13 protein-coding genes and 1 tRNA gene are annotated in these 15,713 nt (G+C 65.3%); 6 read left to right on the forward strand and 8 right to left on the reverse strand.

The genetic code is table 11. The features are described from left to right. Positions 1-110: 110 nt before the first annotated feature. The 6 genes from AC1KAR_RS13755 to AC1KAR_RS13780 form a co-directional block, all read right to left on the reverse strand. A complete protein-coding gene (locus tag AC1KAR_RS13755) occupies positions 111-3,023 on the reverse strand; it encodes a ribonucleoside-diphosphate reductase subunit alpha (RefSeq protein WP_480318578.1) in 2,913 nt (970 codons plus the stop codon). Positions 3,024-3,522: 499 nt separating this feature from the next. Next, positions 3,523-4,110, reverse strand: a complete 588-nt coding sequence (gene ampD / locus AC1KAR_RS13760; RefSeq protein ID WP_480318580.1) for a 1,6-anhydro-N-acetylmuramyl-L-alanine amidase AmpD — start codon at positions 4,108-4,110, stop codon at positions 3,523-3,525. Then, on the reverse strand, positions 4,107-5,651 hold the full coding sequence (locus tag AC1KAR_RS13765; protein WP_480318582.1) for a sigma-54-dependent transcriptional regulator: 1,545 nt from the start codon (positions 5,649-5,651) through the stop codon (positions 4,107-4,109). The genes ampD and AC1KAR_RS13765 overlap by 4 nt, the downstream gene beginning before the upstream one ends. Continuing rightward, positions 5,648-7,387 (reverse strand): sensor histidine kinase, encoded by a 1,740-nt coding sequence (locus tag AC1KAR_RS13770; protein WP_480318584.1) that lies wholly within the window; start codon positions 7,385-7,387, stop codon positions 5,648-5,650. Before AC1KAR_RS13770 ends, AC1KAR_RS13765 begins: the two co-directional genes overlap by 4 nt. 185 nt (positions 7,388-7,572) lie before the next feature. Beyond that, the gene (locus AC1KAR_RS13775; protein ID WP_480318586.1) at positions 7,573-7,818 is read right to left on the reverse strand and encodes a PP0621 family protein; all 246 of its coding nucleotides are present in this window, start codon (positions 7,816-7,818) and stop codon (positions 7,573-7,575) included. A gap of 30 nt (positions 7,819-7,848) precedes the next feature. Beyond that, positions 7,849-8,634: a cytochrome C assembly family protein gene (locus AC1KAR_RS13780; RefSeq protein WP_480318588.1), complete on the reverse strand. Its 786-nt coding sequence runs from the start codon at positions 8,632-8,634 to the stop codon at positions 7,849-7,851. A gap of 95 nt (positions 8,635-8,729) precedes the next feature. Here AC1KAR_RS13780 and ffh point away from each other — a divergent pair, with 95 nt between their 5' ends. Together ffh and AC1KAR_RS13790 are read left to right on the forward strand one after the other, a co-directional pair. Continuing rightward, positions 8,730-10,109: a signal recognition particle protein gene (gene ffh, locus AC1KAR_RS13785; RefSeq protein WP_480318590.1), complete on the forward strand. Its 1,380-nt coding sequence runs from the start codon at positions 8,730-8,732 to the stop codon at positions 10,107-10,109. An 84-nt stretch (positions 10,110-10,193) separates the two neighbouring features. Next, positions 10,194-10,946, forward strand: a complete 753-nt coding sequence (locus AC1KAR_RS13790; protein WP_480318592.1) for a DUF2726 domain-containing protein — start codon at positions 10,194-10,196, stop codon at positions 10,944-10,946. A gap of 17 nt (positions 10,947-10,963) precedes the next feature. Here the strand turns inward: AC1KAR_RS13790 and ftsY are convergent, their stop codons facing one another. Next, positions 10,964-11,983 (reverse strand): signal recognition particle-docking protein FtsY, encoded by a 1,020-nt coding sequence (gene ftsY / locus AC1KAR_RS13795; protein WP_480318594.1) that lies wholly within the window; start codon positions 11,981-11,983, stop codon positions 10,964-10,966. Between the two features lie 64 nt (positions 11,984-12,047). On the opposite strand from ftsY, the gene AC1KAR_RS13800 reads away from it, so the two are divergent. The 3 genes from AC1KAR_RS13800 to miaB all read left to right on the forward strand — a co-directional run bounded on the left by AC1KAR_RS13800 (position 12,048) and on the right by miaB (position 13,977). Further along, positions 12,048-12,124, forward strand: a tRNA-Met gene (locus AC1KAR_RS13800). A 56-nt stretch (positions 12,125-12,180) separates the two neighbouring features. Continuing rightward, on the forward strand, positions 12,181-12,603 hold the full coding sequence (locus tag AC1KAR_RS13805; protein ID WP_480318596.1) for a hypothetical protein: 423 nt from the start codon (positions 12,181-12,183) through the stop codon (positions 12,601-12,603). A 12-nt stretch (positions 12,604-12,615) separates the two neighbouring features. Then, positions 12,616-13,977 carry a tRNA (N6-isopentenyl adenosine(37)-C2)-methylthiotransferase MiaB gene (gene miaB, locus AC1KAR_RS13810; RefSeq protein WP_480318598.1) on the forward strand — a complete coding sequence of 454 codons (1,362 nt, stop codon included), beginning with the start codon at positions 12,616-12,618 and terminating at the stop codon, positions 13,975-13,977. A gap of 2 nt (positions 13,978-13,979) precedes the next feature. Here the strand turns inward: miaB and AC1KAR_RS13815 are convergent, their stop codons facing one another. Beyond that, complete coding sequence (locus AC1KAR_RS13815) at positions 13,980-14,261, reverse strand: hypothetical protein (RefSeq protein ID WP_480318601.1); 282 nt, start codon at positions 14,259-14,261, stop codon at positions 13,980-13,982. Between the two features lie 70 nt (positions 14,262-14,331). On the opposite strand from AC1KAR_RS13815, the gene hemA reads away from it, so the two are divergent. Further along, complete coding sequence (gene hemA, locus AC1KAR_RS13820) at positions 14,332-15,648, forward strand: glutamyl-tRNA reductase (protein ID WP_480318603.1); 1,317 nt, start codon at positions 14,332-14,334, stop codon at positions 15,646-15,648. Positions 15,649-15,713 lie beyond the last annotated feature (65 nt).

A 15,713-nucleotide genomic window follows, 5' to 3' on the forward strand; every position in this document is an offset into this window, starting at 1 on the left:
GTGTCTAAACACCAAGAACTTATTGACATTGCAGTCACTTCGCTGTTGCTGTGTTGCATCGAAATTCGATGCCGCACAGCAACTGCATCACGTCGATGTGATGCAGCGAATCACTGACACGCTTCGCATGTCGGATCATCGATCGCGCAGAACTTGATGTCGGTCGCAGGTTGCGCATCGACTGCGAGAACAGCAGGTGTTTCCACCGGTGCCGCAGCCATCGTTGACGTTGCGCCACCGCTCGACACTGAGTTCAAGTTGCCGGCCTTCACCGTCGACTTTTCGGTCTGCGATGCGCTGATCGTGCGCAGGTAGTACGTGGTCTTGAGACCTCGCAGCCACGCGAGCTTGTAGGTCTCGTCGAGCTTCTTGCCCGACGCCCCGGCCATGTAGATGTTGAGCGACTGCGCTTGGTCGATCCACTTCTGGCGGCGTGCCGCGGCTTCGACCAGCCACTGCGTTTCGATCTCGAAAGCCGTGGAGTACAGGTCCTTCAGATCTTCGGGCACGCGATCGATTCGGCGCAGCGAGCCGTCGAAGTGCTTGAGGTCCATGACCATGACGTCGTCCCACAGGCCGAGCTTCTTCAGGTCGCGCACCAGGTATTCGTTCACGATGGTGAACTCGCCCGACAGGTTGGACTTGACCGACAGATTGCCGAAGCTCGGCTCGATCGACGCGCTCACGCCAATGATGTTGGAGATGGTTGCGGTCGGTGCGATGGCGACGCAGTTGGAGTTGCGCATGCCGTGCTCGCTGATCCGCCCGCGCAGCAGGCTCCAGTCGAGCGTGGTGCTGCGGTCGACTTCGACGTAGCCACCACGCGCATCGGCCAGCAGCTCAAGCGAATCGATCGGAAGGATGCCGCGGTCCCACAGCGAGCCGCGGTAGCTCGAATAGCGGCCACGTTCCTGTGCCAGTTCGGTCGAGGCCCAATAAGCGTAGTAGCAGACGGCCTCCATCGACTGGTCGGCGAAATCCACCGCCGATTGCGAGGCGTACGGCGTGCGCAGCTCATACAGCGCGTCCTGGAAGCCCATGATGCCCAGGCCGACCGGGCGGTGGCGCAGGTTCGAGTCGCGGGCCTTCTTGACGGCGTAGTAGTTGATGTCGATCACGTTGTCGAGCATGCGCATTGCAGTCGCCACGGTCTTCTTCAGCTTGGCGTGGTCGATGACCTTCGCGCCGTCCGGGCCGTCCTTCAGGTGGTGCACCAGGTTCACGGAACCCAGGTTGCACACCGCGATCTCGCTCTCGTTGGTGTTGAGCGTGATCTCGGTGCACAGGTTGCTGCTGTGCACCACGCCAACGTGCTGCTGCGGTGAACGCACGTTGCAGGCGTCCTTGAACGTGATCCAGGGGTGGCCGGTCTCGAACAGCATCGAGAGCATGCGACGCCACAGATCCTTGGCCGGCATGCGCTTAAAGAGTTTGATCTCGCCGCGGTCCACCTTGGCCTCGTAGGCGGTGTAGGCCGTCTCGAAGTCCTTGCCGAACTTGTCATGCAGGTCGGGACAGGTGGAAGGCGAGAACAGCGTCCAGTCGGCGCCTTCCATCACGCGGCGCATGAACAGGTCGGGGATCCAGTTCGCCGTGTTCATGTCGTGCGTGCGGCGACGGTCGTCACCGGTGTTCTTGCGCAGCTCCAGGAACTCTTCGATGTCCAGATGCCAGGTTTCCAGATAGGCACACACCGCGCCCTTGCGCTTGCCGCCCTGGTTCACGGCCACGGCCGTGTCGTTGACGACCTTCAGGAACGGCACGACACCCTGGCTCTTGCCATTGGTGCCCTTGATGTGCGAGCCGAGCGCGCGCACGTTGGTCCAGTCGTTGCCCAGACCACCGGCGAACTTGGACAGCAGCGCGTTCTCCTTCAAGGCCTCGTAGATGCCGTCGAGATCGTCCGCCACGGTCGTGAGGTAGCAGCTGGATAGTTGCGAGCGTTGCGTGCCGGCGTTGAAGAGCGTCGGCGTGCTGGACATGAAGTCGAAGGTCGACAGCACTTCATAGAACTCGATGGCGCGGGCTTCGCGGTCAATCTCGTTCAGCGCCAGGCCCATGGCCACGCGCATGTAGAACGCCTGGGGCATCTCGATGCGAACGTCTTCCACGTGCAGGAAGTAGCGGTCGTACAGCGTCTGCAGGCCGAGATAGTCGAACTGCAGGTCGCGATCGGCCTTCAGCGCGGCGCCGAGCTTGGCCAGGTCGTACTGAAGAAGCTTGTCGTCCAGCAGTTCGGCCTGCACACCCTTCTTGATGAAGGTCGGGAAGTACTCAGCGTAGCGGGTGTGCATCTCGGAATGCAGCAACTCTTCGCCGAGGATCTCCTTGCGGATGGTGTGCAGCAGCAGGCGCGCGGTGGCGCGCGTGTAGCCGGGGTCCTTCTCGATCAGCGTGCGTGCGGCCAGGATGGCGGCCTTGTGCACTTCGTCGATGGGCACGCCGTCGTACAAGTTGCGCTTGGTCTCGGCCAGGATGGGCTCGGGCTTCACGTCGGCGCCCAGGTCGGCACAGGCCGATTCCACCAGCGTCTGCAAGCGCGGCATGTCGAGCGGCACGCGCTGGCCGCGATCGGTCACCATCAGCGCGGGCTCAGCGGCGACCGCCGGCACACCTTGCTTGGCTCGCTCCTGCGAGCGGCGTTCGCGATAGAGCACATAGGCACGCGCCACTTCATGGTGACCACCGCGCATCAGACCCAGCTCGACGTGGTCCTGCACGTCTTCAATATGGAAGGTGCCACCGCCCGGACGCGAACGCAGCAGCGCACGCACCACCGACTCTGTCAGTCCATCGACCGTTTCGCGCACGCTGGCCGATGCCGCGCCCTGGGTCCCATGCACGGCCAGGAAAGCCTTCATCAACGCCACAGCGATCTTGTTCGGCTCGAACGACACCACCGCACCATTGCGGCGAATGATCTGGTAGCCCTGGTAGGCCGATGCAGCAGGGCTGGCCGCGGTCGGGCCACCTCGGGTGGCGGCACCTTGCGGGAGGGAGGCGGGAGTAGAGACGGTTTGCATGGTGTTCCCTGTTGTCATGTCGGTGGGTGTCGAACTCACGGTTGGGTAGAAGGCTTGTGGCCTCAGCAGCAAATGCTGCAGCCGATCCCAGTAAACCGGGAACGGAAGAACGTCACGCGAGAAGGGTGTTGCGGCTGCGCCTTTACGGGCGCCTTGAATCCCCTGCCCTTGCGCTGAACCGACCGGGTAGCACCGCCGCTGTGTGCAGCAGGCCCATGTGACGGAGCACTGAGATTGGGCATGGGAGTGTGTTTTCTCGAGCTGAAGGATAACACGAAGGGACACTATATCTGGGGTCTGCGGGTGCTTCAAGCACTACCGATAGCGTATTACCCTAGTGTGGAGATCACACCCAAAGATGCGCGAGGCAACTCTTCCGCGAGCGTGGCGCCATGCGGTGATCTGCAGGGGCGAAGGTGCGCCGAATGCGCCGTGCAGGCTCGATTGGGCCGGCAGCGCGCGTGAATCCTCGCTTCGCGCGCCTGCGCAACACAGCGGATCAGACGCCGCCCGAATGCGTCGCGGGAAAGTACCGATCGGGCCAGGCCAGCGAGAGCTGGAGTCGTGGCCAGTCGAAGCCGGCACCGGGATCGCATTTGCGCCCGGGAGCCACATGCTCGTGGCCCACCACGGCTTCGATCGGATAACGCTGCACGAGTGCTCGTAGCAGCTCAGCAAGGCAGTCGTACTGAGCAGGGTCGAACTTCTCGCCCTCCACTCCTTCGAGCTCGATCCCGATGGAGTAGTCGTTGCAGTTTTCGCGACCACACCACGCTGACCTGCCGGCATGCCAGGCCCGGTCGTCGCACGAAACAAACTGCAGAAGCTCGCCCGTGCGGCGCACGACGAAGTGAGCCGAGACCTCCAGGCCGCGTATTTCACCGTAGTAAGGGTGCGCGCCCCAATCGAGCCGGTTGGTGAACAGCGCTTCGATCTCATCGCCACCGTACTGGCCGGGCGGCAAGCTGATCGAATGAATGATGGCCAAAGTGATGGCCGTGCCTTGCGGGCGGGGACCGAAGTTCGGCGAAGGAACTCGACGCGCCTGCGACAGCCAGCCGAGCTGGTCGGCCCCGGCGCCGGTCATGTCAGTTCGCCACGCTCGCTGTCGGTGATGTCGGGATCGCCGCCGACATGAACGCCCAGGCGCGCCATTCGATAGCGCATTTGCCGCAGGGACAGGCCCAGACTGGCGCCCGCCGCCGTGCGGTTGTAGCGGTAGCGCTCGAGGGCGCGTTCGAGCACATCGCGCTCCACTTCGTCGAGGTAGGCAGCAAGGTCGGCCGGCAAGGGCGCGGGTGCCGGTGCCTGGGCCACGGCCTGTTGCGGCGCGGGGCTCGACGCGAGCGACATCACCGGCGCGGCCAATTCGGTCTCGACCCCGAGATCAAGTTCGCCAAGGTCAGCGACGTCGATCAGCTCGCCACCTGAGAACGCGACCGCGCGGTGCAGCAGGTTCTCGAGTTCACGCACGTTGCCCGGGAACCCATAGCGCGCCAGTTGGGCGAGCGCTTCGCGCGTCAGCTGCGGCGGCGGCAACACGCCGGCGTCGCGCGAGATGCGTTCGAGCACGCGCTGGCTGATCGCGGGCAGGTCTTCGAGCCGCTCGCGCAGCGGCGGGACGCGGATCTGGATCACATTGAGTCGGTAGTACAAGTCTTGGCGGAACCGGCTTGCCTGGACTTCCGCCCCCAGGTCCTTGTGCGTCGCGCTGAGCAGGCGCACGTTGACAGCCTGCTCGGTCACGGCGCCGACCGGGCGCACCGACCGCTCCTGGATGGCACGCAGCAGCTTGCTCTGCATCGCAAGCGGAAGGTCGCCGATCTCATCGAGAAACAGCGTGCCGCCATTGGCTGCCTGAAAGAATCCTTCGCGGTCGTCCGCAGCACCCGTGAACGAGCCCTTGCGGTAGCCGAAGAACTCGGCCTCTAACAAGTGCTCGGGGATGGCACTGCAGTTCACTGCGATGAACGGCTGACCCGTGCGTGGGCTGACCTCGTGGATGGCGCGCGCCACCAACTCCTTGCCGGTGCCCGACTCGCCGTTGACAAGCACCGGCGCCATGCTGCGCGCCACCTTGTCGATCAGCGCGCGCACCTGCTGCATAGCGGCCGACTGACCCGCCATGCGCTGCATGGCCGCACTGACCGCGGCCGCGGGCGAGGCCTCGGCCGCCTGCTGCACAACGCGCTGCGGCGCCGTCCCATTCTCTGAAGGCAGATTCGACGGGACCATCGTTGGCACCGTGGACGCCGTGCGACCCAGCGCGGACGCCACCACGGCGCGAAACTGCTTCAGATCGACCGGCTTGGTCAGGTAGTCGTACGCGCCGGCCTTGAGAGCTTCGACAGCATTTTCGGCCGAGCCATACGCCGTGATGACAATGGCTTTCTCGCGGCGGCCGGTCTCTTCGAGACGACGCAGCAGGTCGAGCCCCGTGCCATCGGGCAAGCGCATGTCCGTGATCAATGCGCTGTAGGTGCGGTCCTTCAGATGCAGCAGGGCGTCCTCGACGGTCCCTGCCGTCTCCACGTCATAGCCTTCGCGCAGCAGCGTCAGTTCATAGAGCGTGCGCAAGTCCGGCTCGTCGTCGACGACCAGCAAACTGAAATGCGATGGTGAGCTCATGGGGTCAGGTGGAGTCTGGCTTCGGTTCCCGCGTCGGCAGAAAGGGCCTGGCGGCGCATGGCGACGGAAAACTCGTTGCGATTCGGATCGGAGGCGCTGCGCAGCCGGTACTCGATGCGCGCGCCGTAACGCTCGCACAGTTCGCGGCAAATATACAAGCCCAACCCCGTGCCGCGGCTGCGGGTGGAAAAGAAGGGTTCGAACAGATAGCGCTCGACGTCCGGCGAAATCGGAGTGCCATCGCTCGCCACGCTCAGTACGGCGTGGAACTCGTCGCGCACCGCCAGGGCCAGGCGCACGGCCGCCGGGACCTTGCTCGCGTGGCGGTAGCCGTTGTCGAGCAGATTCACAAGGACGCGCCGCAGATGCTCGCCGTCGAACACCACCCCCACCGGCTCGTCGGGAAGGTGCACGCGCAGAACACTCTGCTCGCCCAACTGGATCCCGTTGGTGCGTGCCCATTCAGCGCAGACCGACGCCACGGTCCCCGTGGCATCTATGGCGCCCATGGCCTGCCCATCGCCCGGGGCGACCTCCATCACGTCGTCGACGATGCGCTTGAGCCGCTCCACGTTGTCGGTGACCATGCGGGTGAGCTGGCGCTGCGCCGGCGTGACGGCGTCTTCGGCCATCAAGGCATTGGCCTGTGCAATGGCCGCCAACGGATTGCGGATCTCGTGGGCGATGCCGGCCGAGACACGCCCCATGGCCGCGAGCTTCTCCTGCCGCGTGCGCGCACGCATGCTACGTACGTCTTCCAGGAACAGAACGCACAAGTCTTCACTCGCCTCGCGATCTCGACGGCGCGTAAAGCGCATGCGCACGCGCAGAGTGCGCGCGGGTGCGCCGTCGAAGTCGAGCAGAACGTCGCGGCCAGCCTCGGGCCACGCGGCTTCGGCAAAGGCGCGCTCCACGGACGACACCAGGCTTTGCCAGGCCTCCACGCCACGCAGCTGGAACGGCGCCTCGCGGCACATGCCTTCGGGCGCCAGCAAGGTGCGCGCCGCGGGGTTGGCCGCGCGCACGCGGCCGCGGCGATCGACCACCAGCACGCCCTCTTGCATCTCTTCGATGACCAGCCGATTGAGCTGCGCCTGCTGGCGCGCAAGCTCCAGGCTCCCCTTGGCGGTGAGCTCTTCTCGCGCCAGGCGCCCGGCGAGTTCACCGGCCAGCAAGGTGATGACGAAGAACCCGCTGCCCGCGAGCGCGGCCTGCGTCATGAGCTGGGTGATGTCGCCACCCGACAGCACGCCGACACCGGCGATCCCCAGCAAGACCAGAGTGACGATGGCCGCCGTGGCCAGGGCGATCAGGCGCGGCGTGAGCACACCCGCCATCAAGACCGGCAGCACCAACAGCGCAACGTAATTGAGGTTGGCGGTCGGCGACAGCAGATGCAAGGCCGAGAAGCAGACGATGTCCACGCCGATCGTGGCCAGCCATTGCGGGCTGTACAGGCGCGCGAGCGACCTGGGCGCGGCCGAACGTCGAAATCGCGGCAGCAACCACATCAGCACGGCGAGCACGGCGTAGGTCACGCTGACCAGGGCGACCACCATTGGCGGGCGGACGCCGAACAATCCGGTGACGACGACGGCAGCCACGAGCGCCAGACCAAGGGCCGCACGCGCGGCAATGAAGGCCCCATAGATGCGCTGGAACGCCGTCTGCCCGGAGCCGATGAGCCGGCGCGCTTGGCGCGTCAGGAAGCGCGAGTCGGCCTCGGCCTCACCCATCGCCGCCCAATTGCCTTCGTAGCGCGACTCTTCATCGGCGCCTCGCGGGTCCTCGCGAAGCTGGGTATCACCATCGACCCCAAGCGCGCCGAACCAGGATTCATCGGCCGGCCGAGGGCGGGGAATCGACGCAGTCGTGCGACGGTCCGACCGCCGCCTGTCTGGGCCGCGCGGCGCACCCGCCATCAATCGCTCCGGCCGCTCTCGAATGCCGCGCGATGGGCCTCGCCACAAAACACGCCACCTCGCCCCGGGAGGGACTCGCTGCGCGGCAGATGCACACCGCATTGCGCGCAGGCCACCATGTCTTCACCAGCGGCAGACGCCGCAGTGCCCTGCGCCTTCGGAGGCGGCGGCACAGCGGGCCGCCTCAGGCTGCGCATCAGCCACAGCACCGCCACCACCACAACAATCACAAGCAGGAACTTCATGACTTGACGACGTCCTTCGTGTCTTCGCGGTCAGCCGACCGTCGGGCGGCGCAGCAGCACCTCGAGCACAAATCGCGAACCGGCATACGCCAGCAGCAGCAGCACAGCGCCTGCATACAACCCCCGAATGGCTCGACGCCCCCGCCAACCGAGTGTCTGTCGCCCGGCGAGCAGGCCCGCGAAAACGACCCAGGCCAGCACGGAAAACACAGTCTTGTGATCCCAGCGCCAGGGGTTCGAGAACCACCAACCCAACAGGAGCGTGGCCGAAAGAAGTGCAAACCCGGCCGTGACGAACTGGAATGTCAGTCGCTCCAGGCGCAGCAAGGGCATGCCTCCCGCACCTTGCATCTTGAGGCGCATTCGGCGCTCGGCGTTGTCGAGCATGACGGCATGCAACACCGCGGCTCCGAAGAGGCCGTACGAAGCAATGCCGAGCGCCCAGTGCAGCGGCGCCCAGTTCGACGCCGCCTGCGGGCGGAACTCGCCCGGGAATGCCACTGCCAAAGCCACAGCCACCATGCCGAGACAGGCCAGTGCGCGCCGCGCGCCAGGCAGGGGCAACCACCGGCTCTCGACGGCATAGACCGCCAGCACCAGCCACAAGGTCGCGGAGAGCGCGGGCGCAAAGCCGAAGCGCGCGCCGGGCATCTGGCTGCCGATGCCGGCCATGTCGACCACGATGGCGACGGCATGCGCCACCCAGGCCACGAACAGCGCGCGGCGCGCCCACGGGCCCGAGGGTTCGTCGCGCACGATGGCGGCGGCAGCATAGGCAAGCAATGCCATCGCGCTCGGTATCCACAGCGCAAGCATGGCAGGCACTTGAGATGCCGCTTCAGGGCCCGACGATAAAATCATCGACACAGTGTACTTTCGCGTGCCCGGCTTCTCGCGCATCGCCCTCCCCCATGGCTTCAGCTCTCACCGACCGCCTGAGTCGACTCGTCAAGACGATGCGCGGCCAGGCCCGCATCACCGAAAGCAACGTGCAAGACATGCTGCGCGAAGTGCGCATGGCCTTGCTCGAAGCCGACGTCGCCTTGCCCGTCGTGCGCGACTTCATCGCCCGCGTCAAGGAAAAGGCGCTCGGCGCCGAGGTGGCGGGCTCGCTCTCGCCCGGCCAGGCGCTGGTGGGCATCGTCAACCGCGAACTCGCCGCCACCATGGGCGAAGGCGTGGCCGACATCAATCTCGTCGCGCAACCGCCGGTGGTAATCCTGATGGCGGGCCTGCAAGGGGCGGGCAAGACCACCACCACCGCCAAACTCGCCAAGCACCTGATCGAGAAGCGCAAGAAGAAGGTGCTCACGGTCTCGGCCGACGTGTACCGCCCGGCCGCCATCGAACAGCTCAAGACCGTGACCAAACAGGCGGGCGCCGAGTGGTTCCCGTCGACCGCGACCGACAAGCCCGTCGCCATCGCGCACGCGGCGCTGGATTACGCACGCAAGCATTATTTCGATGTGCTGCTCGTCGACACCGCGGGCCGGCTGGCCATCGACGAAGCCTTGATGAAGGAGATCGCCGAACTGCATGCGGCGGTCAACCCCGTCGAGACGCTCTTCGTCGTCGATGCCATGCAGGGCCAGGACGCCATCAACACCGCCAAGGCGTTCAAGGAAGCGCTTCCGCTCACCGGCATCGTGCTCACCAAGACAGACGGTGATTCGCGCGGCGGGGCAGCGCTGTCGGTTCGGCAGATCACCGGCGCACCGATCAAGTTTGCGGGTGTCAGCGAGAAGATCGATGGCCTTGAAGTCTTCGACGCACAGCGTCATGCCGGCCGCGTGCTCGGCATGGGCGACATCGTCGCGCTGGTTGAAGAGGTGCAAAAGGGCGTCGACGTCGCGGCGGCCCAAAAGCTCGCCGAAAAGCTCAAGTCAGGCGACGGCTTCGATCTGAACGACTTTCTGGCGCAGATCAGCCAGATGAAGAAGATGGGCGGCTTGTCTGGCCTGATGGACAAGCTCCCGACCCAGATGACCGGCCAGGCTGCCAAGCTGGGCCAGGCCGACATGGACCGCGCCGAGCGCGACGTGCGTCGCATGGAAGGCATCATCAACTCCATGACTCCGCTGGAGCGCCGCAAGCCCGAGCTCCTCAAGGCCACCCGCAAGCGCCGCATCGCAGCCGGAGCCGGTGTCCAAGTGCAAGAAGTGAATCGATTGCTGAATCAGTTCGAGCAGATGCAGGGCATGATGAAGAAGATGAAAGGCGGCGGCCTCATGAAGATGATGAAGCGCATGGGCGGCATGAAGGGCATGGGCGGGATGGGCGGTTTGCGCTGAAACCGACAGGTGGGCCTTACGGATTGACCACCCTACCTGTGGCGGCTATGGTCTTTGTCTGTAATTACTGGTCTTGACCCTGAGATGGAAACGGTACTGATCGTCGGTGCGCTGATCTTGATTGCAGTGCTGTACTGGGCGCGCAAGCGGCAGCAGCAAGCACCGCAGGCTCGCCCCGAGAAGCGCAGCAAATCGCGTTCGGCCGATGGCACGGACACCCTGATGCACTGGCACCCCACCGCCACCCGCATCATGACCACCCCCGAGCGCAAGGCCTATGCCGCACTGCGCGCGGGTCTGCCGGACCACATCATCCTGGCGCAGGTGCCCTTGGCCCGTTTCCTCAAGGTGCCCACACGCCACTCTTACGCCGAGTGGCTGCGCCGGGTCGGCGTGCTGTGCGCCGACCTCGTGGTGTGCGACAGCAACTCTCAGGTGATCGCCGTGGTCGACATCCGCGTGCCCGAGGTACAGGATAACGATCGATCCAGGCAGCGGCATGCGCGCATGGACCGCGTCATCAAGGCAGCCGAGATCGATCTGCACGTCTGGCGTGAAGACGCGCTCCCCAATTCGATCGGGGCGCGCAATGCGATCCTGAAGACGTCGGCCGACGCCACCACCGCGACGGCCGTGCCCGCTCCGGCCGGCCACCCGTCGACTCGCCCCGTGGGCACCGCACCGTCTCGCCAGCAGCCGGCAGCCGTGACTGCAGACGACGATGGTTTCGAGCAACGCGATCCGCCGTCATCGACGTGGTTCGACGAACTCGACTCGTCTTCCGTCCCGCTGTCGCCGGCAACGCCCCCGCGCGGCTCGGGGCCGTCGATTCGCTGAACGCCGACGGGCTTCGATCAGCTCAGAAGGGCCTGCGCGAACTCTCGCGCACTGAAGGTCTGCAGGTCTTCGAGCTTTTCGCCCACCCCGATGAAGTAGACCGGGACCGGCCGTTCGCGAGCGATGGCGGCGAGCACCCCGCCCTTGGCCGTACCGTCGAGCTTGGTCACTACCAAGCCGGTGAGTTGGAGCGCCTCGTCGAAGGCCTTGACCTGCGACAGCGCGTTCTGGCCGGTATTCCCATCCACCACCAGCAGCACCTCGTGAGGCGCACCACCCTGCGCCTTGCCGATCACGCGCTTGATCTTCTTGAGTTCGTCCATCAGGTGGACCTGCGTCGCCAGTCGGCCGGCGGTATCGGCGATGACGACATCACAGCCGCGGGACTGCCCGGCCACCACGGCGTCAAAACTCACCGCCGAAGGATCGCCGCTCTCCTGGCTGACGATCTCCACGGCTTGGCGTGAAGCGTTTGGCAGGTCGGCACGCTCAGCCCACACGGCCAGTTGCTCACGCGCCGCCGCGCGAAAGGTGTCCGCCGCCGCCAGCAACACCTTCTGGCCGCCGTCTGCCAGGTGCCGGGTGAGCTTGCCGATGCTGGTGGTCTTGCCCGCACCGTTCACGCCCACGACCATGATGACCGTGGGGCGCTGCTGCCCCACCTGCAACGGCTTCTCGAGCGGCTGCAGAAGCTCGACCACGGCGTCGGCCAACAAGCCTTTGACTGCCGCCGGATCTGTGACCTTCGCGTCTTTCACGCGGCGCTTCAAATCTGCGAGCAGGAATTCGGTCGCCTTCACCCCGGCGTCGGCCATCAACAAGGCCGACTCGAGATCTTCATAAAGTGCGTCGTCGATCTGCGTACCGGTGAACACGCGAGCGATTCCCGTGCTCGTCTTGCGCAGCCCGCCACGCAGCTTGTCCAACCACGTCGCGCGCTCCGCCTGCGCAGGCACCTGGGCGGGTTCGGCTACAGGGGCCTCACTCGGCGCCATGGCGTCTGGCACCACGGGTTTTTTCTTGAAGAAGCTGAACATGCGCAGTGGAGTCGAAGATGTGGGCCAGGTGGGCTCGAAAGTGTTGGCTATAATGCGCGGCTCAGGCGCTTTAGCTCAGTCGGTTAGAGCGACGGAATCATAATCCGCAGGTCCGGGGTTCGAATCCCTGAAGCGCCACCAGATTTGCTGTTCCACCTGCGGCTCCCGGTCACTCCGACCCGGAGCCGTTGTTGTTTGTGGATCAGCCCCTCACCTCCAACAGCCACTGGATCAACACCATGTACCGCTGTGTCATCGCTGCCGTGGCCATCACGGCCTTCGCCCTGCCCGCTGCTGCCCAGGTGCAGCGCAACTTTCCGCAGAACGCACTGCGCGGAACCATTGCCTTCGGAACGCCGCCGCAGATCCAGCTCAATGGCAAGCCGACCCAACTCGCCCCGGGCTCACGCATTCGCGGGCCGAACAACCTGATTGAAATGTCGGGGGCGCTGGTGGGTGCCAAAGGCGCGGTCAATTACACCGTGGATGCCGCCGGCCTGGTGAAGGACGTCTGGATCCTGCGCAAGGAAGAAGTCGCCATGCGTCCGTGGCCCGAGACGTTAGAGCAAGCGCAGAACTGGCAGTTCGATCCGGTCGCGCAGACCTGGACCAAGCCCTGACGAGGCCGCGCCATGACGAACGTTGCCACCAAGAAGGTCTTCATCAAGACCTTCGGCTGCCAGATGAACGAGTACGACTCGGACAAGATGGCCGACGTGCTCGCCGCCGCCGAAGGCTACGAGCCCACCACTGATGTCGAGCAGGCTGACCTGATCCTGTTCAACACCTGTTCGGTCCGCGAAAAGGCGCAGGAGAAGGTCTTCAGCGACCTCGGCCGCGTCAAGCACCTCAAGGCCCGCGGCGCCATGATCGGCGTGGGCGGCTGCGTAGCGAGCCAGGAAGGCGCCGCCATCATCGAACGTGCGCCGTATGTCGATGTGGTGTTCGGCCCGCAGACGTTGCACCGCTTGCCGCAGATGCTGGCGCAGCGCCGCCACGAGCGGCGCCCGCAGGTCGACATCAGCTTCCCCGAGATCGAGAAGTTCGATCACCTGCCGCCCGCACGCGTCGAGGGCGCGACGGCATTCGTGTCGATCATGGAAGGCTGCTCCAAGTACTGCAGCTACTGCGTCGTGCCCTACACGCGTGGTGAAGAGGTCTCGCGCCCCTTCGATGACGTGCTCGACGAAGTCTCGAACCTCGCCAGCCAAGGCGTGAAGGAAATCACACTCCTCGGGCAGAACGTGAATGCGTACCGCGGCGCCATGGGCGACACCGACGAAATCGCCGACTTCGCTCTGCTGATCGAACACGTGGCCCAGATCCGCGGCATCGAACGCATCCGCTATACGACCAGCCACCCGAACGAGTTCACCCAGCGGCTCATTGACACCTATGCGCGTGTCCCGCAGCTGGTGAACCACCTGCACCTGCCGGTGCAGCATGGCAGCGATCGCATCCTGATGGCGATGAAGCGCGGCTACACCGCCATGGAATACAAGAGCACGGTGCGAAAGTTGCGCGCGGTTCGGCCCGACATCAGCCTGTCGAGCGACTTCATCGTGGGCTTCCCCGGCGAAACCGAGGACGACTTCAACAAGATGATGAAGCTGATCGACGACGTCGGTTTCGACAGCAGCTTCAGCTTCGTGTTCAGCCCGCGGCCGGGGACGCCAGCCGCCGCCCTGCACGACGACACGCCGCAAGAGCTCAAACTCAAGCGCCTGCAGCAACTACAGGCGGCCATAGAGGCCAACCAACGGCGCATCGGCGAGTCGCGCGTGGGTACGGTGCAGAAGATCCTGGTGGAAGGCAGCGCGCGCAAGGATGCCACCGAACTCATGGGCCGCACCGAGTGCAATCGCATCGTCAACTTCAAGGGGCCGCAGCGGCTTGTCGGCGAGATGATCGACGTGCGCATCACGCAGGCCTACCCGCATTCGCTGCGCGCCGAGGTGGTGACGAGCGAGACCGAAGTGGCGTTGGCCGGCTGATCTCAGGAGCGACGGCCGCCCCAGCCAGCCCACCACAGTGCCAGCGAAGACGTGATCACCATCGCGCCGTAGCTTGCCATCTTGCCGTCTTGCCCCGTCCAGAGCAGGCCGACGATGGCGGCCAACGCGGAGGCGACAACCGCCCACACTGACATGCGCCAGATCGACACACCCTTCAGGTCGCGCCACCACAAGAATTTGGCCAGCAGCGCGGCCAGTACACCCATACCGAGCGACGGCGCGAAGAAGTTAAGCAGATGCCACAAACCGTCCAACGCACCCATGCCGCCATGCTCCATTTGAGATTGCCCCCGGCCTACACCGCGGAACGACTCGAAATTTTATAATCTGGCAATGAGCGTTTTTGCCCTGGGCCTGAATCACACCACGGCCCCGCTGGATCTGCGGGGTCGGTTTGCGTTCACGCTCGAGCAACTTGCACCGACGTTGCATGAGTTCCGCGGCCGCGTCGGGCCGCACGCCGACGCCACTGAAGTGGCGCTGATCTCGACCTGCAATCGCACCGAACTTTATTGCGCCGCCGGCCCCGAGATGGTCAAGCCTGCCGTCGACTGGCTTGCGCATCGCGGTGGCCTCGAAAGCCACCAGTTGATGCACCACGCGTATGTGCTCGAGGGCGGCGCCGCTGCGCGACATGCCTTCCGCGTGGCGAGCGGCCTGGATTCCATGGTGCTGGGCGAGCCGCAGATCCTCGGCCAGATGAAGCAGGCGGTGCGCGAAGCCAGCACCGCCGGCACACTGGGCACGACGCTGCACCAGATGTTCCAGCGCTCCTTCGCGGTGGCCAAAGATGTGCGCACATCCACCGAGATTGGCGCGCATTCGATCAGCATGGCAGCGGCGGCGGTCCGACTCGCATCACAGCTGTTCGAAGACCTGCACGACACCAAGGTCCTCTTCGTTGGCGCGGGCGAGATGATCGAGCTGGTGGCAACCCACTTCGCGGCGCGCCAGCCCCGGTCGATCGCGGTGGCCAATCGCACGCTGGAGCGTGGCGAGAAGCTCGCCGGCCGCCTCGGCGCCGAAGCGTTGCGACTGTCCGATCTGCCGGCGCGACTGGGCGAGTTCGATGCCGTGATCTCGTGCACCGCGAGTTCGGTCCCGATCATCGGCCTCGGCGCTGTCGAGCGCGCACTCCGGGCGCGCAAGCACCGCCCGATGTTCATGGTCGACTTGGCCGTGCCTCGCGACGTCGAACCCGAGGTCGCCCGCCTGTCAGACGTCTACCTGTACACCGTCGACGATCTCTCCGCCTTGGTGCAAGGTGCCGGGGAGAAGCGCCAGGCCGCCGTCCAGCAGGCCGAGGCCATCATCGAGAGCGGCGTGCAGAGCTTCGTGCACTGGCTTGGCCAGCGTGGCTCGGTCCCCCTCATCCAGGCCTTGAACGCCCAGGCCGACGACTGGCGAAACGCCGAGATCGCGCGTGCGCGCCGGCTGCTGGCCAAGGGGGAAGACATCGACGTCGTGCTCGAGGCGTTGTCGCGTGGCCTTACGCAGAAGATGCTGCACGGCACGCTGGCCGAGCTGCACGCGGCGGATGCCGAGCACCGGGCACAGCTGGCCAACACGGTATCGCGCATCTTCCTGCGCGGGAACAGCCGCCAGCCGCCGAACGAATTGGGCGGCGACACGAACAACGACAAGATTTAGCGACGCGCACCCGCCGCAGCGGCGGAGCGCGCGCGTGCCTGCACACAGCAGACTCACGCTACGGC

The sequence above is a fragment of the Piscinibacter sp. PDB1-1 genome, assembly GCF_056675995.1.